This is a genomic window from Formosa sediminum, from assembly GCF_007197735.1.
GTDB lineage: Bacteria > Bacteroidota > Bacteroidia > Flavobacteriales > Flavobacteriaceae > Formosa > Formosa sediminum.
The window spans coordinates 3123264-3141774 of the sequence record NZ_CP041637.1; the positions used below are offsets into that span (position 1 = coordinate 3123264).

The following is an 18511-nucleotide window of genomic DNA, read 5'->3' on the forward strand; positions in this document are numbered from 1 at the left end:
AACTTGTAGATTTTTAACAGCTTATATGTTATGCTAATCGATCTTTAACAAACTCGATTTCAGTTTTGCCATGAGGTTTAGATTTGCCATCTTCTCCTAGATTTACCATAATTATATTATCTACTCTAATAATGGTTTCTCTAGTCATTTTATTTCGTACTTCACATTTTAATGTTAATGATGATTTTCCAAATTTTTCAACTGCAATTCCAATTTCAACAATATCACCTTGTTTTGCAGAACTCATAAAATTAATTTCCGACATGTACTTAGTTACAACTCTACTATTTTCTAATTGAATGATTGAATACAAAGCAGCTTCTTCGTCTATCCAAGCTAAAAGTCGACCGCCAAAGAGTGTTCCGTTTGCATTTAAATCTTCTGGTTTAACCCATTTTCTGGTATGAAATCTCATAATAATTATTTTTTGTGTAAAGATAATTTAATAATTGTTCATAACAAGGTTAACAAGTATTAGGGTTAACAAAATATTTGATGTAGATAATTAATAATTTTAGTAAAAATGTTTAATAATATGACAACAAGACACAACAATCTTAAGGCCATTCGTCCTACTTCCTACTTTGGAAAACTCAACGAAAACATGAGTAGTGACGAACGTTTTCAAAACGAAACATTACGACCAATTATTAAATTTCAAAAAGATTTATTTGTAGAAGTTTTTAAAAACTACATTAAAAAACACAAAAGCATGTTTTATGACTTAACTATTGCCAAGAAGGTTATTTACATAGAAAACACCATCCAGAAAGATATTAAATTTAGAAACTCTATTAAAGGTATGATTATTGGCCAATTTACTATTGAAGAATACTTATTATATATAGAAAACTCATCTGCACTAAATAAACGCATGATGAATATTGTAAAAAATCAGTTGGTAGACAACATACAAATTTTTGATATTCAGCTTAGTCAAGTGGTTTAAATTATAACTTAATTATATGAGCGATTCTCCATTTATATTTGTGGTTAATACATCGCTCATATAATTAAAAAAAGGTCTAACTGCTTTAAAAGCGGTATTAACGTGTTCAAGAAAGTCTGGTGCAAGCACTTCTTGGTCTGTAAATTTTTTAGAAAAAATAAACTGTTTTTTTCTAATGAGATCAATATCTGGGTGATTCTTATCAAACCCTTTTGGTGCCGTTTTAAGTTCCTCGCCTTCTATAGTTCCCCAAACCGATTTAAAATCTGGATTTAAAATAATAGTTCTTACTTCTTCTGCATCGACTTCAAATTCTTTTCTTATGCGTAGTAAATCTTCTTTGTTAGGATCCCAAAATCCTGTTGCTATAAACGACTCATTATTAGGTTTAATTTGTAAATAATATCCACCTCTTAATTTAGGTTTTACCCGATGTATAGTCCCTCCGAAATGGGTTTTATATGGTATTTTATTTTTAGAAAATCTCACATCTCTATAAATTCTAAACATTTTTACAGCATCTACTTCATCGTGAGTTTTAAGCAAAGTAAACAATTCATTGTACACTGCTTTCATGTCCTGTTCTACTGCTTTAAATTCAGTTTTATGATCTTGAAACCATACTCTATCATTATTTTTTTCTAGTGCGTTTAAAAAATCAAGTATGTTTTTTGAAATCATTGTATTTGGGTTTAGATGGCATAAAGATATAAAAAAGCCTCAGAATATCTGAGGCTTTAAAGTGATATGAAAATTTAATGTTACTCTACCAATTGATAGGTTTTAGAGACGATTTGATTTGATTTTTTATCAAATTTCTGAACAACAAAATTACCCTGTTCATCAAAATAACCAATTCCTGTTTCGCCATTATCTTTCATTACAAATTGAGATGTATCTCCTTCAGATTGCTTTACTGTAGTCATATCTGAATTTGCATGATTTAAAATTGAAAATCCATCATCGTTCATTTTAAATTCCATAGTTTTATCATCTAATTTATAAACCATAGATTTTTTATTGGCAGTAAATGGTGAATTATTAGTAATTTTAATTGTCTCTTGAACTTGTGCTTCTGTATTAGCTCTATTCTGATTTAATTTATTTTTATCAGCTTCATCTAATTTGACATCTTGTTCTACACGTCTATTAATTTCAATCGTGTTTTCTTTAATTTCTTTACCATTATTTGTTTTTGTAGTAATGGTTTTTGTTTCATCTAAAACATCTTTAGTAACTGTTTGAGCTTGTGTAGATGAATATCCTAAAAGAATGACTAATGCTATATATATAGATTTCATATGCTTAATTTTTAAGTTTGAATTATCATGTTTTATAATTAAATCTGGTAAAACAATTTATTCAACAATAGCACTGTTTAAATGTTCTGTAGGTTTTTTAGCCCAAGAATCTAGCATCCAACTTGCTTTTTCTAGCTCTCGAATATACGCTCCAATTAAATCGATGGTTCCTTCATCTGTAGCCTCTTCAGCTTTACTTACAACCGTTTTCATTTGATTTAAAATCAATTTATGATCGTTTAAGATTTCGTCTACCATTTCTTTATCTGATTGTAATGGTGACACTTCTGACAGCGCTGAAAGTTCTAAATAATCGGAAAGTTTACTTGTTGGGTGATAACGCAAGGTTAATATACGCTCGGCAATTTCATCAATTTTAGTTCTTGCATCTGTATATAACTCTTCAAATTTATTATGTAAATCAAAGAAGTTCTCACCTAAAATATTCCAGTGAAAGTTTCTTAATTTTTGATAATATATATGGTAATCTGCTAAAAGTGTATTTAATTCAATAACTACCGGAAGTAGTTTTTCTTCATTTATATTTAAGTAATTCATAATATTTGGTTTTTTGGTTAAACTTATTATGAAGTTACAATTTACATGTCTATCAGAACGACTTATTAACTGATTTTAACCTACTTATACAATTATTAAGTTAATTTAAGTTAATAATTTAAGCAAAATCTTAAAGGATTTAACATTAGTTATTATAAGATTTTTTATGTTTGAATACAAGTAATCGATTCAAATTCTACGGCATTTAAAACTAATCCTGAAGCTGGAGCTATATAATCCATAACTTCAGTACTTTCTGGCTTTAAACTTTCCTTAATATAGTCTAATGTTATTTCGTGTTTACCTAGTTTTATAAGTGCACCCATCATTAATCGAATTTGGTTTCTCATAAAACCTTTGCCTTTAACTCGTAACATATATGATTGTTCTGGGAAAAAACTTGCTGTTATTAAGGTGTTTTTAACCAATTCGCAAGTATCTATAGTTCTGTTAAAAACACCTGTTTCTGTAGGTTTGTAACAATAGGTTTTAAAATTATGAGCTCCCTCAAAAAGTTTAGCACCCTGTTTCATTTTATCTATATCTAATGGATCTAAAATCGTCGTCATAAAAGGAGCACAAAATGGATGACATTTTATTCCATGAGCAAATACATACACGTATTCTTTTTGTTTGGACGCGTTTATAACATTAAAATGTTTGTCGACTTCAGTAATAGATAAGGCTCTTAAATCTTGTGGTAAGTTATAATTAAACAGTTCTAAAAAAGCAACTTCATCTTCAATTTTATCTTCTAAAAACAGTTCAAAAGCGCCCTGTTGAGCAGACACCATTGCATCTGTTCGTCCTGAACCTAATGTTTTAAAAGGTTTACCATCCATAATATAACGCATGGTTTTGTCTATCATTAAATGAACCGTTTTAAGTTTAGGTTGCTTTTGCCAACCATGAAATCGATACCCTAAATATTGAATTGTAATGAGATAAAAAAAGCGTTTTTTCAACTGAAAGTGTATTTGTTTTTTAAACTAGCAAGTAACTTATTTTAGTAGACTTCACAAAAAAATTACTACCTTTTAAACCAAATTAACTAAAAAATTAAAATTATGACCAATGCTAGTAAACCACCTATTTGGTTTTGGGTTGTTACAGGATTTTATTTACTATGGAATGGTTTAGGTGTCAATCAATATTTAATTCAGGTTAACAATACCGAAGCTTTCCGTTCGCAATATACAGAAGCACAATTACAGGAGATGTTAAATACGCCAACTTGGGTTATGCGTGCCTATGCTGTAGCTGTGATGGCAGGATTTTTAGCCAGTATTTTATTAATGGCAAGAAGACGTTTTGCATATCCAATAGCATTAACTTCATTAGTAGCTGTTATTGCACAAATGAGTTATTTGTTTTTTGAAGTTAAACCGCCTAGTTTAATTATGCCCATTTTAGTTTTAGTATGTTCTGTAGGCTTAGTGTTCTTTAGTAAATATTCTAAATCGAAAAATTGGATTGCTTAATTTCCAAAACTAAACACAAAGGAGAATTTAGAACGCTAAATTCTCCTTTACAACATTATTATTTTTCTCTGCCTTTTAAAACTTCAATCACATCTTTTATTTCGAAACCTTTGGCTTGCAGTAAAATTAAATAGTGAAATAATAAATCGGCGCTTTCGTTTAAGAATAAATTATCGTCGTTGTCTTTAGCTTCAATAACCACTTCTACAGCTTCCTCTCCTACTTTCTGTGCAATTTTATTGATGCCTTTTTCAAATAATGACGACACATAAGATTTAGATGCGTTCGAATTTAATCGTCTGTCTTTAATAACATCTTCTAAATGCGAAATAAACCCGTAACTTTCTGCATTTGGTTCTCCCCAACAAGTGTCCGTCCCTTTGTGGCACGTTGGTCCTTTTGGATGTACAGAAACCAATAATGTGTCGTTATCACAATCTAGTTTTAGATCTACTAAATTTAAAACATTTCCACTTTCTTCACCTTTAGTCCATAACCTATTTTTTGTTCTGCTAAAAAAAGTAACTTGTTTAGTCGCTTTCGTTTTTTCAAATGCTTCGGCATTCATATACCCTAACATTAACACTTGTTTTGTAGAAGCATCTTGTACAATTGCAGGTACTAATCCGTCGTTATTTTTATTAAAATCTATATTCATTACTCTATATTTTATATCGTAAAATTTTACAATCTTACAGCTATATTATTATTTTTTAGTTCGGCTTTTAATTCTGAAATCGGAATTTCTCCAAAGTGAAAAACGCTAGCAGCAAGTGCAGCATCTGCCTTTCCGTCTTTAAACGTATCTACAAAATGCTGAATAGTTCCTGCGCCACCGGAAGCAATTATTGGTATATTCAACATATCAGACAATTTTGCTAAGGCGTCGTTTGCAAAACCATTTTTAGTACCATCGTGATTCATAGAGGTAAATAAAATTTCGCCAGCACCTAGGGTCTCTACTTCCTTTGCCCATTCAAATAAATCGATATCGGTTGGAATACTTCCTCCTGCCAAGTGCACTTTCCATTGTCCGTCTACTTGTTTAGCATCAATAGCAACTACCACACATTGACTCCCAAATTTATCGGCTAATTCCTTTACTAACGCTGGACGTTTAACAGCAGAAGAATTCACAGACACTTTATCTGCACCACATTGTAATAAGGCATCTACATGTTCTACAGACGAGATTCCGCCTCCCACAGTGAAAGGTATATTTACCTGTTCTGCAACATGTAATACCATGTCTAGCGTCGTACCACGCCCTTCTAAAGTTGCCGAAATGTCTAAAAACACCAACTCGTCTGCTCCTTTTAGCGCATACTGTTTTGCCAATTCTACAGGGTCTCCTGCATCGATTAAATCGACAAAATTTACACCTTTTACAGTTCTTCCATTTTTAATATCCAAACACGGGATAATTCGTTTTGTAAGCATATTAATTTATTGAGAGTTAACAACCAGTTGTTCTAAATCCTTCATACTGATTTTATTTTCGTAAATCGCTTTACCTATAATGACTCCTTCGCACCCTAACTCTTTTAGTTTTGGTAATTCTTCATTACAAGAAATTCCTCCAGAAGCTATTAATTTTATACTTGGATTTTGATTAATTATCTTTTTATATAAGTCGAAAGAAGGACCTTCTAGCATACCATCTTTAGAAATATCTGTACAAATAACATACTGAATTCCTTTACTCATATATCCTTTTATAAATGGCGTAACTTCTAAACTACTTTCTTCTAACCACCCACTTATAGCTACTTTTTCATTATTTGCATCTGCGCCTAAAATTATTTTCTGGCTTCCGTATTTTTGTATCCAACTTTCAAACATATCACTATCTTTTACAGCAATACTACCACCAGTAATTTGTTTTGCACCAGAGCTAAAAGCAATATGTAAATCTTCGTTAGTTTTTAACCCACCTCCAAAATCGACTTTTAAATTGGTTTTAGAGGTTATTTGGTCTAAAACTTTATAGTTAATAATGCGACTTGCTTTAGCTCCATCTAAATCTACTAAATGTAAATACTCTACACCTGCATCTTCAAAACTCTTTGCTACTTCTAACGGATTTTCGTTATATATTTTCTTGGTATCGTAATCTCCTTTAGTTAAACGAACACATTTGCCGTCTATAATATCTATGGCTGGAATAATTCTCATTAGTTACGTATTAATCGGTTTATGATTCTAGATTTAAAAAATTTTCAAGCAATTTAGCACCAGCAATACTACTTTTTTCTGGATGAAATTGTACACCATAAAAGTTGTTATGTTTTACGGCTGTGGTATAATTTCCGTTATAATTTGTAGTTGCAATAGCTTCTTTGCAATCTTCTGCATAATAGCTATGCACTAAATACATGTATGAATCTTCAGGAATATCTTTAAATAAATCAGATTTTAAATTAGAAATGGTATTCCATCCCATTTGCGGGACTTTTACCGTATCTGAAAACCGTTTTACATCCACTTGAAAAATCCCTAATCCTTCGGTTTGCCCCTCTTCTGTACTTTTACACATAAGTTGCATCCCTAAACAAATTCCTAAAACAGGTTGCTTTAAGGTAGGAATTAATTTATCTAGTTGACTATTTTTAAGCATTTTTAATGCCGAACTTGCTTCGCCCACGCCAGGAAAAATAACACGGTCTGCATTTTTAATCGTTTCTGGATTGTTAGACAACACGGCATCTATACCTAAACGTTTAAAAGCAAACTGAATACTTTTTATATTCCCGGCTCCGTAATCTATGATAACAACAGACGGCCGGTCTACTGCCTTAACAGAAAGGGAAGAACTCTCACTCGACGCCGTTAATTTCTCTTTATTTAAACTCATATACTTTTTCTTTTACAACATCCCTTTGGTTGATGGTAAAATCATTTTTTCTACATCGCGTTTTACGGCCATTTTTATTGCTTTTGCAAAAGCTTTAAATATCGCTTCAATTTTATGATGCTCGTTTGTGCCTTCGGCTTTAATGTTTAAATTACATTTTGCACCATCGGTAAACGATTTAAAGAAGTGATAAAACATTTCTGTTGGCATTTTACCAACCATTTCACGTTTAAAATCGGCTTCCCACACTAACCAATTTCTTCCGCCAAAATCGATACCTGCAGAAGCTAAACAATCGTCCATTGGCAAGTAAAACCCGTAACGCTCTATTCCTAATTTATTTCCTAAAACCGTGTTGAATAGCTCTCCTAAAGCAATGGCTGTGTCTTCAATAGTATGATGCTCGTCTACTTCTAAATCGCCATCTACTTTTATATTTAAATCTAATTGCCCATGGCGTGCAATTTGATCAAGCATATGATCGAAAAATGCAATTCCTGTTTCAATATTGCTTTTACCAGTACCGTCTAAATTTAAATCAATTTTAATTTTAGTTTCGTTAGTATTTCTTTCAATACTCCCGGTACGATCTTCAACTTTTAAATGCTTATAAATGGCTTCCCAATCGTTAGATTCTAAACTAATAAAATCATTTAATGCTTCACGTTTAACGGTAATTTCATCTGTACCAAGATTTGTATTATCGTTTATAAAAATTCCTTTTGCCCCTAAGTTTTTTGCCAATTCAATATCAGTTAATCGATCGCCAATAACATATGAGTTTTCTAAATCGTAAGCTTCAGAAAAATATTTTGTTAATAAACCGGTATTAGGTTTACGTGTAGCTGCATTGTCTTTTGCAAACGTTCTATCTATAAATTGTTCTTTAAATTCTACACCTTCATTTTTAAAAGCTTCAAGAATAAAATTATGAACTGGCCAAAATGTATCTTCAGGATACACCTCTGTTCCTAACCCATCTTGGTTGGTAATCATGACGATTTCGTAATCCAATTCTTTAGCTATTTTACTTAAATATTGAAAAACCTTAGGATAGAATTCTAACTTCTCGAAACTATCGATTTGCTCGTCGGCAGGTTCTCTAATAATCGTTCCATCACGATCTATAAATAGTACTTTTTGTTTCATTGTAACTTGGTAAGTGCGGTGATTAGCGTTTTATTTTCTGAAGGCGTTCCAACGGTTAAGCGTAAACAATTTTCGCATAACGGTTGCGTAGTCCGGTTACGTACTACAACACCTTCTTTTATTAATTGATTATAACGTTTAGTGGCGTCGTCTACTTTTACGAGTACAAAATTAGTATCTGACGGATATATTTTTTCGATATAAGCAATAGATTTTAAATCTGATATTAATTGGCTACGTTCAATTAAAATAGAATCAATTTCAGTATCAATTACATCGGTTTGTTTTAATAATTCTACTGCTTTATTTTGCGTTAAAACGTTAATATTATATGGTGGTTTTATGGTGTTTAACACTTTAATAATCTCTTCTGAAGCATAACAAATACCTAACCGTATTCCTGCCATTCCATAAGCTTTAGATAAGGTTTGTGTGATGACTAAATTAGGAAATTCTTCTAAACGATGTAACCAACTGTCTTGTGTAGAAAAATCGATATACGCTTCATCGATAACGACTATCCCTTCAAATTTCTTTAATAAAGTTTCTACTTCATTATCGCTAAAACTATTCCCTGACGGATTATTGGGTGAGCATAAAAATAATATTTTACTGTTCGCATCGGCCACTTTTAAAATTTGATCACTTTCAGGCTGAAAGTCTTCAGACAATAACACCTTTCTGGTTTCTACGGCATTTAAATTTGCCAACACTTCGTACATCCCGTAAGTTGGTGGCAAAATAATAATGTTATCTTGATTGGGTTCGCAAAAGGCTCGCACCAATAAATCTAACACTTCGTCGCTACCATTTCCTAATAAAATATTAGATTTTGAAACATTTTTAATCTCCGATAAAATGTTTTTCACCTCATTTTGTTGCGGATCTGGATACCGATTTACGCCATTATTAAACGGATTTTCGTTTGCGTCTATAAACACCATATTACTAGTTTCTTCTTGAAACTCGTCTCTTGCAGAAGAATATGCTTTTAGCGCTTTTATGGAAGGTCTTAAAAGATCTTGTACAGTTGCCATTAGTTATTTTTTAAATCGTTTAGTCTTAGAGTAACCGCATTTTTGTGTGCTTCTAAGCCTTCGGCAGCAGCCATTTGTTCAATAATTGGACCTAAATCTAAAAGTCCTTGTTCTGATATTTTTTGAAAGGTTATACTCTTTAAAAAACTATCTAAGTTTACGCCAGAATACGCTTTACTAAATCCGTTGGTAGGTAAAGTGTGGTTGGTACCAGACGCATAATCGCCAGCACTCTCTGGTGTATAATTACCAATAAACACAGAACCTGCATTTCTAATACCGTTTACATAAAGATCTTCATTTTTAGAACAAATAATAAAATGTTCTGGTGCATATTCGTTAATTAAATTAAGTGCAACTTCATCACTTTCAACTAAAATTAACTTTGAATTAGCGATTGCTTTTTCTGCTATACTTTGTCTCGGTAAGTTCTTAATTTGTGTATCAACTTCTTTTAAAACATCATCAATTAAAGCTTTTGATGTGGATACTAAAATCACTTGACTATCTGCACCATGTTCTGCTTGACTTAATAAATCTGAAGCTACATAACTTGCATTAGCACTATCATCTGCAACTACTAATAATTCACTTGGTCCTGCAGGCATATCGATAGCAACGCCGTATTTTGTAGCCAATTGTTTTGCCACAGTAACAAACTGATTTCCTGGTCCAAAAATTTTATAGACTTGAGGGATGTTTTCTGTTCCAAATGTTAATCCGGCAATCGCTTGAATCCCTCCTACTTTAATAATTTTTGAAACGCCACATAAATGAGCAGCAAATAAAATTTCGTTTGCAATTTTACCAGATGAATTTGGTGGAGAACACAACACTATTTCTTTACATCCCGCAATTTTAGCTGGAATGGCTAACATTAAAACAGTAGAAAACAACGGTGCTGTACCTCCTGGAATATATAATCCAATTTTTTCTATGGCTCGTTTTTCTTGCCAGCAGTTTACTCCAGGCATGGTGCTAACTTGAACTTTTTCTGTTTTTTGAGCCGCATGAAAACGCTCAATATTTTTATATGCAATCGTTATGGCTTCTTTAAGCTGTTCTGATACGTTTGCCTTTGCTTCTTCAATTTCTTGTTCTGTAACAATATTAGAATCTAAAGTCACCCCATCAAATTGAGTAGTATATTTAGAAATTGCAACATCCCCATTACGCTTAACATCATCAAAAATTTGAGTTACCGTATTTTCTATATCGTTTACGGTTTGTGTTGGGCGTTGCAATATATTTGACCAATCTGATGGATTGGGGTTTTCAATAATGTTCATTTTAAATGTCTTTAATTATAGAACCATATTATCAATAGGACAAACAAGGATACCTTCTGCGCCAAGTGCTTTAAGTTCATCAATAATTTCCCAAAATTTATTTTTGTCGATTACTGTGTGAACAGAGCTCCAGCCTTCTTGGGCTAAAGGTAAGACTGTTGGGCTTTTCATCCCTGGTAAAATGGTAATTATTTCTTTTAATTTTTCATTAGGTGCGTTTAACAACACATATTTAGAACGACGCCCTTTTAGCACAGAATCTATTCTAAATTTAATTGTGTTTAATATCTCTAAATTGTCTTTAGAAATTAATGGAGATGATGCTAAAACAGCCTCAGATTTTAGTAAGACTTCAACCTCTTTTAAACCATTTTTAAATAATGTACTTCCGCTAGACACAATATCAACTATAGCATCTGCAAGCCCAATGTTTGGAGCAATTTCTACCGATCCGTTAATAATATGTAACTGCGCGTTTACGTTATTTTTATCTAAAAATTGTTGCACCGTATTGGGATAAGACGTTGCAATACGCTTACCTTCTAAATCTTGCATATTATTGTATTTAACAGATTTTGGCACTGCTATAGATACTTTACAAGATGAAAAACCTAATTTTTGAATAATTTGAATGTCTCCGCCTTTTTCAATTAAAACATTCTCTCCAATAATAGCAGCATCTACAACACCGTCTTTTAGATACTGAGGAATATCTCCATTACGTAAATAAAACACCTCTACAGGAAAGTTTTTAGCTGAAGCTTTTAATTGATCTCTTCCATTGTCTATAGATATTCCTATGTCTTTAAGAATTTGCATAGACTCGTCGTACAGTCGACCTGATTTTTGAACTGCAATTTTTAGTTTACTCATTATTTTGGTTAATGTGTTTGAGTAAAATCATTCGGAGAAAATAAAAACCCCATCTGATTAACTCAAACGGGGTTTAAAAATATATTTTTATAAAAATTTATTCAATACACTTTCTGCTCGTTTAAGTACAAGTATGAAAATGATGATGATGAAATTGAATAAAGTTCATGTCTTTGTTTTTGTTCTTTACAAATATTCAGAAATTTAAAACACTTATGCAAGTTTTAAATCGAAAAATATCAATTTATTATTGATTTCCAAGTATAATAGGCATTCCACTATCTCCAGAACCGATTACTATAACTTTAGCATTTTGAGACTGCGATAATTTAACTGTAGCTTCTATCCCTTTGTCTTGTAGTATTTTATCGTTTAGAGACTCACTTAAAATTCTGTTTGCATCTGCTTTACCTTGTGCTTCAATAATTTGTTTCTGAGCTTCTTTTTGAGCCGTTACTAATCTAAATTCATATTCTAAAGATTCTTGTTCTTGCTTTAATTTACGCTCAATAGCATCTTTTATAGTAGATGGTAAAGTTACATCACGAACCAATATTTCGTTTAATTGTATGTATTGATCGTCTACAATATTTTTTGTTTCTTCAAAAATTTCTTGCTGAATCGCATCCCGCTTACTTGAGTATAATTGTTCTGGCGTATAACGCCCTACTACACTTCTTGCAGCCGAACGAATTGCAGGAAGTAAAATACGTTCTTTATACATTTCACTTTTCTCTTGATGCAATTTTCCTAAATTCTCAAATTGTGGTTGAAACCATGCCGAAGCTTCTAATTTAATATCTAATCCGTTAGAAGATAATACATTCATTCGTTCGTAAATTTCTTGTTGTCTTACTTCGTAAACATATACTTTATTCCAAGGTGCTACAACATGAAAGCCTTCTCCTAAAGGTGGTTCATCGGTTACAACCCCACCTCCAAATGTTTTATAAAGTACCCCTGCTTCACCAGAATCTATGGTTATAGCCGATTTAGAAATTAGAATAATTATAGCTACAATAGCTACAACAAAAGGTAATGCAATTTTAGGTAATTTGTCCATTATTTATATATTAAGTTAATCCGTTATATTTTCTTAAAAACCACTCTAAAGATAAGCAGAAAACAATGATTCCTAGCATATATTTCCAGTCTATTAATCCTTGTGTGGTTTTACTACTTTTTTGAATGGTTACATATTTTTGATTAGATAATAAATCTTTTAAAAGTGATTTATAATCTGCTATAAAATAAGAAGCCCCTTCTGTTTTTTGCGCTAACTGATTTAATTTGCCTGAATTGGCATTTAAAAACTGTTGCTCTACATTGTACTCTAAAATTGTAAAGCTTCCAGATTGTGATATATTTTCGTTAGTAGCACTAACAGTAAAATTGTATTCAGCAGCTGGTAATTGACTTAAATCGACTTGATAATTATTGTTTTTAAGAACAAAAGGGAGTTCTGTAACTGCTTTTGTTTCTCTATTTACTAATTTAATTTTTAGTGGTTCTCGACCATCAAACTCATAATTTTTATTGAAAAATTGTGCTCTAATTATCACATTATTTGTACCATCATAAAACGATTCAAAATCTACAACCAATCGTGTTTTTCTTTTAGTAGATGACAAATATTGTACCACTTTACTTATAAAATTATCGAATGTGTTAAAAGATTTTTTATTTAAATAACTTTGTGCACGCCATTGCCAAATATTCTCTCCTAATAAAACTGCTTCACGCCTACCTTGAGTCTCAAAAGTCGCTAATAATGGTTGATTTGTGGTAATATTACCAATTTTTTTATACAATAATATCTCATGTGGTCCGTAAAAAGATAGTTCACCGAAAGCGGATTGTAAAGGTGGAAATGAATTAAAATCTAAATTATCTACAATAAATGTAGTGTAATTAGAATTAAACACACCTTGATACATTTCGGTTTGCGACGTGATATCATGCTCGTAATAATCTGATTGATCGTTTAAAAAAAACCAATCTGTTTGAGCTCCTGAAATTATAAATGCATTTTTATTATCGGCTTTTATAGCTTCAAAAATAGACTTAAACTGATTATCTGGTTGGTATAAGATAAGCAAATTAAAATCGTTAAGTTTAGGATTTACTTCATTAGGATTTAAAATAGATACAGCACGTTGTTCATTACTTTCAATACTCTTTTTTAGTGTACCTAAATCTGGATGATAAAAACTTGAAACAATAGCTATATTCATTTTTTCATCTATAACTTCAACAGCAAAATGCTTAACGTTATTAACCTTATTTTTTTCAGATTCTAAAGGTTGTAGTATGGCTTTATAGGTAGTCACTCCAACATGACTTGCTGGTAAAGTAAATTGTAAAATTTCAGAATTATGAGTTGCTGAAAAGGTAATGTTTTTTGAAAAAATAGTTTGAGTTCCAGATGTTATAGAAAAGGTTGTATTTACGGGTGCTTTACCGTTGTATACCAATACAGTTTCTACTGGAAATTTATTTTTAAGATAAGCATATTTGTTTACATTTAGCTGTGTAATACTTAAATCTATATATGTGGTAGTATCTCCTAAAATTATGGGATATACTGGCTGATTATAGGAGGTATATGCATAATCACTACCTAATGTCTGATTGCCATCAGTAACTAAAATTGTAGGTGCTATAGTATTTTTGTAAATAGACTTAAGGCCATCTAAAGCGGCAGCAACATCTGTTTGTTTATCTGTAAACGTTAAAGTATCTAAAGCATTTAAAGTCTTCCCAAACTTAAAATATTCAATATCAAATTTTGTATTTAACGCTGTGTGAGATTGAATAGTTTGTAAAACCTGTTTCGCATTTTTATCTTGTTCTAGTTGAGTGGTAGAACTAGAATTATCTATGGCAACTAATAGTTTTGGTTTTTCTTCGGTTAATTTAAGTTGCTCGAATTTGGGATTTATAAGCAATAAAAGTATCAGAAAAATACTAATAAATCGTAAAAAAGCAAAAAGCATGTACAATTTCGACATGCTTTTTACTTTGTATTTATACTGAAATAAAGCCAATATTAGCGCTAAAATTCCAGCTAGAATAATATATAATAGGGTTTGTGTAGGCATAAATTAAGTTAACATTCCGCCATCTACGTTTAACGTCTGTCCTGTTACGTATGCGCTTAAATCACTTGCTAAAAACACACAAACATTAGCAACATCGTCTGGGGTACCACCACGTTTTAATGGGATTCCAGCTCTCCATCCTTTAACTGTTTCTTCATCTAACTTAGCCGTCATTTCGGTTTCTATAAAACCTGGAGCGACCACATTACTTCTAATATTTCTAGAACCTAACTCTAAAGCTACAGATTTAGAAAATCCGATAATTCCAGCTTTAGATGCAGCGTAATTAGTTTGTCCAGCGTTTCCTTTTACACCCACAACAGAACTCATATTTATAATAGAGCCTTTACGTTGTTTAAGCATAGTGCGCTGTACAGCTTTTGTCATATTAAACACAGATTTTAAATTAACTTCTATAACCTGGTCAAAATCTTCTTCACTAATACGCATTAATAAATTATCTTTAGTAATTCCTGCGTTGTTCACTAAAATATCTATACTTCCAAATTCTTTTACTACATCTTCTGCTAATTTTTGAGCTTCAGTAAAATCGGCAGCATTACTTTGGTAACCTTTTGCTTTTATTCCTAAATCATTTAACTCTGTTTCTAAAGCATTTGCAGCCTCTACAGATGAACTGTATGTGAATGCTACATTTGCACCATGTTGAGCGAAAATTTGCGCAATACCTTTACCTATTCCACGGCTTGCTCCAGTAATAATTGCTGTTTTTCCTTGTAATAATTTCATGTATAATTAAATAAAATTTATGAAAATCAAAGATACTAATTCAAAATTGACTAAATAAAAAAACCTCACAAATATTTGTGAGGTTTTAATGTTTACAACATAGTTGTATAATCTGTTAAAGCTTAACCTTATCTGTTGTTTCGTAGTTAAATAAATAATCTACATCCATTTCTTCAACTTCGCCTAATTTTTTTAAGGCGTTAAAATCGATATCTTTTTTATTTCCAACGACCATAACATTATAGTTTTCACCTTTAATATTATCATTAAAAAAGTCTCTTAAATCGCTTATTTCCATGTTTTTTATAGTATTATACATGGCTTCGCGATTGTCCTTTTCTATACCTAATTTTTTTAATCCTTCATATTCCCAAAAAATATTAGCTTTAGTAATGCGCTCGGCAGCAATTTTCTTTAATGCTGCATCTTTAGCCGCCTGAAATTGTTTTTCTGCTTCAGGCATATCACTCATTAACGACATCATGGCCTCTACAGCTTGATCCATTTTATTGGCTTGAGTACCTATATAAGCTAATACATAATTAGAATCGTCTAGTTTACCTGCAGTATTGTAACTTGAAAAAGCCGAATATGCTAACGATTTAGATTCTCTAATCTCTTGAAATACAATAGAAGATAAACCACTACCAAAATAAGCATTAAATAAACTTGCTGCAGCCATTTTTTCAGCATCAAACGTTTGGCCTTTTGCTAAAAACACCATTTCTGACTGCACCATATCGTAATTTGCAAAATAAACATGTCCGCCAGTTTCTTTCTCTACATATGTTGTTGCTTCCGGATAATCTTTAAGAGGCATGTTTAATTTATGCTCTTTATTTAAGGCTGCTACAGCCTGGTCTACATCTTTACCATAATAAAAAATACGCTGTTTATAGTCTTTAAGCCCTTTAACAATATCTACCAATTCTTGAGGGTCTTGAGCTTTAAGCTCAGAAGCTTTCATAATATTACGTAATCGCGAATTTTCTCCGTACTTACCATAATTTACAAGCCCATTCCATAAAATATTGCTTTTTTGAGTTTTACCATCTTGTCTTTCTTTTAAAATCTTATCAACATAATTTGCATAAGCTTCTGGATCAGATTTTGCATTTGTAATTAAATCTTCTAGCAATGCTAAGCCTTTTGGCAGATTTTCTTTCAATCCGCTTAGGCCAATATAACTTACATCATTACGACTAAACACATAATAATTTACACCTAATTTGTAAAATTCCTTTTTTATAGTTTCTGCAGACATGGTTTCTGTTCCTAGATATTCTAAAAACCCAACTGCTAAACTTAATTTTTTGTCATTATCTGTCCCCATATCAAAAATAATATCGAGATTAAATAAATCGTTAGTCTCATTCTCTATATATGAAACATTTATACCATTTTCTAATGTTTTTTCTTTGATAGCAGACTTATAATCCACAAATTTAGGTTCTAGCTCATCTGGTTTTATAGCTTGAAAATCTGTTAAATATTGTGAACTTTTATCTCTGTTTAAATTTACAGGTGTAATTCCAGGATTTTCAACCTTAACAATTGAGCTGTCTTCTCCTTTTCTTTTATATACAACTACATAATTGTCTTTATAAAAACGATTAGCAAAAGCAACTAAATCCTCTTTTGTTATGGCTTTTAATTCGTCTAAAAATTTAACTTGATCTTCCCATTTTTGATGATGAATAAACGCATTATAATAAGCTGATGCTAAAGCTGTACTGTTTTCATATTCTCTTGTTTGACTTAATTTTAAATCGTTTACAACAGCTTCAATTAACCAATCGTCAAACTCTCCTTTTTTAAGTTTATCAATTTGAGATAAAATTAAATCTTTAACTTCATCAAGGGTTTGCCCTTCTTGTGGGTCTCCATAAAACTGATGTAATCCATAATCATTTAAAAACATGGTATAACATCCTGCACGTTGCACCAATTGTTTTTGATTTAAGTTTAAATCGATTAATCCGGCTTCACCATTTGTTAAAATCATATCTGCTAGAGTAACAAATTTCTCATCTTCAGAATTAACACCATTACTTCTAAAAGCTAATGTAACTCCTTCTGATGTTGGTCCAAATACTTCTTTTGAAATGGGTGCAGTTATAGGCGCTTCTTCTGCAAGCGTTGGGTGCGACACTTCTTTATACTTTAATTTCCCAAATGTTTGATTAACAGAAGCAATAGTTTTATCAAAATTCAAATCTCCAACAAGCACCATAGCCATGTTATTTGGGACGTAATACTTGTTAAAATAATTATTTATATCTACTAAAGACGGATTTTTTAAATGCGCCGCAGTACCAATGGTTTGCTGTTGTCCGTATGGATGATTAGGAAATAATGCATCAAGCATTGCTGTATATACTTTTCTTCCGTCGTTATCTTGAGATCTATTGAATTCTTCAAAAACGGCTTCTAATTCGGTGTGGAATAAACGAAGTACTAATTTGCTAAAGCGTTCACTTTCTAGCGACAACCATTTATTTAATTCGTTTGCAGGAATTTTATTTTTATATACCGTTTCTTCAAACCAAGTATGAGCATTGGTTCCAGTAGCTCCCATTCCACTAACCATTTTATCGTATTCGTTGGCTACGGCGTAGTTAGAAGCTTCTAAAGATACTTCGTCTATTTTTTTATAAATTTCTAATTTTTTAACTTCATCTGTTTCTGCCCGATGAGCTTCGTATAAATCTGAAATTTCTTGAATATAAGCTTGTTCTTTTTCCCAATCTATAGATCCAATTTTATCGGTTCCTTTAAAAAGCATATGCTCTAAGTAATGCGCTAAACCTGTAGAATTACTCGGATCGTAGTTTGATCCAGCACGAACAGCTATGTAAGTTTGAATTTTAGGCTCGTCGGTATTTTTACTTAAATACACTTGCAAACCATTTTCTAAGGTGTATAAACGTAATCCTGTAGGATCGTTATTTATAACTTCATAAGAAAATCCATTAGGATCTGTTTTTACTTCAGTTTTAACAGCTAAGTCGGCTGTGTTAGGTTCTGTGTTCTGCTTACAAGCGAAATTAAAAGTCACTAACATACAGATCACAAAAAAAGTTTTGATGTGTTTCATATAAATTGTCTAGTATTAAAAAATCCGTTAACAAATTAGCGTTAACGGATTTAAATATAACAAAATTTATAT

19 protein-coding genes are annotated in these 18511 nt (G+C 31.5%); 2 read left to right on the forward strand and 17 right to left on the reverse strand.

Annotated elements, in window-relative coordinates:
* Positions 1–28: 28 nt before the first annotated feature.
* The gene (locus tag FNB79_RS13745; RefSeq protein ID WP_143381896.1) at positions 29–415 is read right to left on the reverse strand and encodes an acyl-CoA thioesterase; all 387 of its coding nucleotides are present in this window, start codon (positions 413–415) and stop codon (positions 29–31) included.
* Between the two features lie 120 nt (positions 416–535).
* On the opposite strand from FNB79_RS13745, the gene FNB79_RS13750 reads away from it, so the two are divergent.
* A complete protein-coding gene (locus FNB79_RS13750; protein WP_143381897.1) occupies positions 536–949 on the forward strand; it encodes a glyoxalase in 414 nt (137 codons plus the stop codon).
* A gap of 12 nt (positions 950–961) precedes the next feature.
* Here FNB79_RS13750 and FNB79_RS13755 read toward each other — a convergent pair whose 3' ends face one another.
* The 4 genes from FNB79_RS13755 to FNB79_RS13770 form a co-directional block, all read right to left on the reverse strand.
* A complete protein-coding gene (locus FNB79_RS13755) occupies positions 962–1630 on the reverse strand; it encodes a DUF2461 domain-containing protein (RefSeq protein ID WP_143381898.1) in 669 nt (222 codons plus the stop codon).
* 80 nt (positions 1631–1710) lie between these two features.
* Positions 1711–2250, reverse strand: a complete 540-nt coding sequence (locus FNB79_RS13760) for a hypothetical protein (protein ID WP_143381899.1) — start codon at positions 2248–2250, stop codon at positions 1711–1713.
* A gap of 57 nt (positions 2251–2307) precedes the next feature.
* On the reverse strand, positions 2308–2808 hold the full coding sequence (locus FNB79_RS13765; RefSeq protein WP_143381900.1) for a Dps family protein: 501 nt from the start codon (positions 2806–2808) through the stop codon (positions 2308–2310).
* 164 nt (positions 2809–2972) lie between these two features.
* On the reverse strand, positions 2973–3773 hold the full coding sequence (locus FNB79_RS13770; protein ID WP_246073278.1) for a tRNA pseudouridine synthase A: 801 nt from the start codon (positions 3771–3773) through the stop codon (positions 2973–2975).
* A 102-nt stretch (positions 3774–3875) separates the two neighbouring features.
* Between FNB79_RS13770 and FNB79_RS13775 the strand changes: the two genes are divergently transcribed.
* Positions 3876–4289 (forward strand): hypothetical protein, encoded by a 414-nt coding sequence (locus FNB79_RS13775; protein ID WP_143381901.1) that lies wholly within the window; start codon positions 3876–3878, stop codon positions 4287–4289.
* A gap of 58 nt (positions 4290–4347) precedes the next feature.
* On the opposite strand, the gene hisIE is transcribed toward FNB79_RS13775, so the two are convergent.
* The 12 genes from hisIE to FNB79_RS13835 all read right to left on the reverse strand — a co-directional run bounded on the left by hisIE (position 4348) and on the right by FNB79_RS13835 (position 18439).
* Positions 4348–4947 (reverse strand): bifunctional phosphoribosyl-AMP cyclohydrolase/phosphoribosyl-ATP diphosphatase HisIE, encoded by a 600-nt coding sequence (gene hisIE, locus FNB79_RS13780; protein ID WP_143381902.1) that lies wholly within the window; start codon positions 4945–4947, stop codon positions 4348–4350.
* A gap of 26 nt (positions 4948–4973) precedes the next feature.
* Positions 4974–5729 (reverse strand): imidazole glycerol phosphate synthase subunit HisF, encoded by a 756-nt coding sequence (gene hisF / locus FNB79_RS13785; protein WP_143381903.1) that lies wholly within the window; start codon positions 5727–5729, stop codon positions 4974–4976.
* Positions 5730–5735: 6 nt separating this feature from the next.
* Entirely contained in the window at positions 5736–6464 is a 729-nt protein-coding gene (gene hisA / locus FNB79_RS13790; protein WP_143381904.1) for a 1-(5-phosphoribosyl)-5-[(5-phosphoribosylamino)methylideneamino]imidazole-4-carboxamide isomerase, read from the reverse strand.
* 19 nt (positions 6465–6483) lie between these two features.
* Positions 6484–7143, reverse strand: a complete 660-nt coding sequence (hisH, locus tag FNB79_RS13795; protein WP_143381905.1) for an imidazole glycerol phosphate synthase subunit HisH — start codon at positions 7141–7143, stop codon at positions 6484–6486.
* Between the two features lie 12 nt (positions 7144–7155).
* Positions 7156–8292 carry a bifunctional histidinol-phosphatase/imidazoleglycerol-phosphate dehydratase HisB gene (gene hisB / locus FNB79_RS13800; protein WP_143381906.1) on the reverse strand — a complete coding sequence of 379 codons (1137 nt, stop codon included), beginning with the start codon at positions 8290–8292 and terminating at the stop codon, positions 7156–7158.
* Positions 8289–9329 carry a histidinol-phosphate transaminase gene (gene hisC, locus FNB79_RS13805; protein ID WP_143381907.1) on the reverse strand — a complete coding sequence of 347 codons (1041 nt, stop codon included), beginning with the start codon at positions 9327–9329 and terminating at the stop codon, positions 8289–8291. The genes hisB and hisC overlap by 4 nt, the downstream gene beginning before the upstream one ends.
* On the reverse strand, positions 9329–10618 hold the full coding sequence (gene hisD, locus FNB79_RS13810; RefSeq protein WP_143381908.1) for a histidinol dehydrogenase: 1290 nt from the start codon (positions 10616–10618) through the stop codon (positions 9329–9331). The genes hisC and hisD overlap by 1 nt, the downstream gene beginning before the upstream one ends.
* 15 nt (positions 10619–10633) lie before the next feature.
* Complete coding sequence (gene hisG / locus FNB79_RS13815; RefSeq protein WP_143381909.1) at positions 10634–11491, reverse strand: ATP phosphoribosyltransferase; 858 nt, start codon at positions 11489–11491, stop codon at positions 10634–10636.
* Positions 11492–11738: 247 nt separating this feature from the next.
* On the reverse strand, positions 11739–12554 hold the full coding sequence (locus FNB79_RS13820) for a prohibitin family protein (RefSeq protein WP_143381910.1): 816 nt from the start codon (positions 12552–12554) through the stop codon (positions 11739–11741).
* A gap of 10 nt (positions 12555–12564) precedes the next feature.
* Positions 12565–14592: a VWA domain-containing protein gene (locus FNB79_RS13825; RefSeq protein ID WP_143381911.1), complete on the reverse strand. Its 2028-nt coding sequence runs from the start codon at positions 14590–14592 to the stop codon at positions 12565–12567.
* A 3-nt stretch (positions 14593–14595) separates the two neighbouring features.
* Positions 14596–15342: a 3-oxoacyl-[acyl-carrier-protein] reductase gene (gene fabG / locus FNB79_RS13830; protein WP_143381912.1), complete on the reverse strand. Its 747-nt coding sequence runs from the start codon at positions 15340–15342 to the stop codon at positions 14596–14598.
* Between the two features lie 115 nt (positions 15343–15457).
* Complete coding sequence (locus FNB79_RS13835) at positions 15458–18439, reverse strand: M16 family metallopeptidase (protein ID WP_143381913.1); 2982 nt, start codon at positions 18437–18439, stop codon at positions 15458–15460.
* Positions 18440–18511: the final 72 nt, after the last annotated feature.

Excerpts from the sequence above, each read along its gene's own strand:
- FNB79_RS13745 (WP_143381896.1), bottom strand. The coding sequence starts at position 415 with ATGAGATTTCATACCAGAAAATGGGTTAAACCAGAAGATTTAAATGCA.
- FNB79_RS13750 (WP_143381897.1), top strand. The coding sequence starts at position 536 with ATGACAACAAGACACAACAATCTTAAGGCCATTCGTCCTACTTCCTAC.
- FNB79_RS13755 (WP_143381898.1), bottom strand. The coding sequence starts at position 1,630 with ATGATTTCAAAAAACATACTTGATTTTTTAAACGCACTAGAAAAAAAT.
- FNB79_RS13760 (WP_143381899.1), bottom strand. The coding sequence starts at position 2,250 with ATGAAATCTATATATATAGCATTAGTCATTCTTTTAGGATATTCATCT.
- FNB79_RS13765 (WP_143381900.1), bottom strand. The coding sequence starts at position 2,808 with ATGAATTACTTAAATATAAATGAAGAAAAACTACTTCCGGTAGTTATT.
- FNB79_RS13775 (WP_143381901.1), top strand. The coding sequence starts at position 3,876 with ATGACCAATGCTAGTAAACCACCTATTTGGTTTTGGGTTGTTACAGGA.
- hisIE (WP_143381902.1), bottom strand. The coding sequence starts at position 4,947 with ATGAATATAGATTTTAATAAAAATAACGACGGATTAGTACCTGCAATT.
- hisF (WP_143381903.1), bottom strand. The coding sequence starts at position 5,729 with ATGCTTACAAAACGAATTATCCCGTGTTTGGATATTAAAAATGGAAGA.
- hisA (WP_143381904.1), bottom strand. The coding sequence starts at position 6,464 with ATGAGAATTATTCCAGCCATAGATATTATAGACGGCAAATGTGTTCGT.
- hisH (WP_143381905.1), bottom strand. The coding sequence starts at position 7,143 with ATGAGTTTAAATAAAGAGAAATTAACGGCGTCGAGTGAGAGTTCTTCC.
- hisB (WP_143381906.1), bottom strand. The coding sequence starts at position 8,292 with ATGAAACAAAAAGTACTATTTATAGATCGTGATGGAACGATTATTAGA.
- hisC (WP_143381907.1), bottom strand. The coding sequence starts at position 9,329 with ATGGCAACTGTACAAGATCTTTTAAGACCTTCCATAAAAGCGCTAAAA.
- hisD (WP_143381908.1), bottom strand. The coding sequence starts at position 10,618 with ATGAACATTATTGAAAACCCCAATCCATCAGATTGGTCAAATATATTG.
- hisG (WP_143381909.1), bottom strand. The coding sequence starts at position 11,491 with ATGAGTAAACTAAAAATTGCAGTTCAAAAATCAGGTCGACTGTACGAC.
- FNB79_RS13820 (WP_143381910.1), bottom strand. The coding sequence starts at position 12,554 with ATGGACAAATTACCTAAAATTGCATTACCTTTTGTTGTAGCTATTGTA.
- FNB79_RS13825 (WP_143381911.1), bottom strand. The coding sequence starts at position 14,592 with ATGCCTACACAAACCCTATTATATATTATTCTAGCTGGAATTTTAGCG.
- fabG (WP_143381912.1), bottom strand. The coding sequence starts at position 15,342 with ATGAAATTATTACAAGGAAAAACAGCAATTATTACTGGAGCAAGCCGT.
- FNB79_RS13835 (WP_143381913.1), bottom strand. The coding sequence starts at position 18,439 with ATGAAACACATCAAAACTTTTTTTGTGATCTGTATGTTAGTGACTTTT.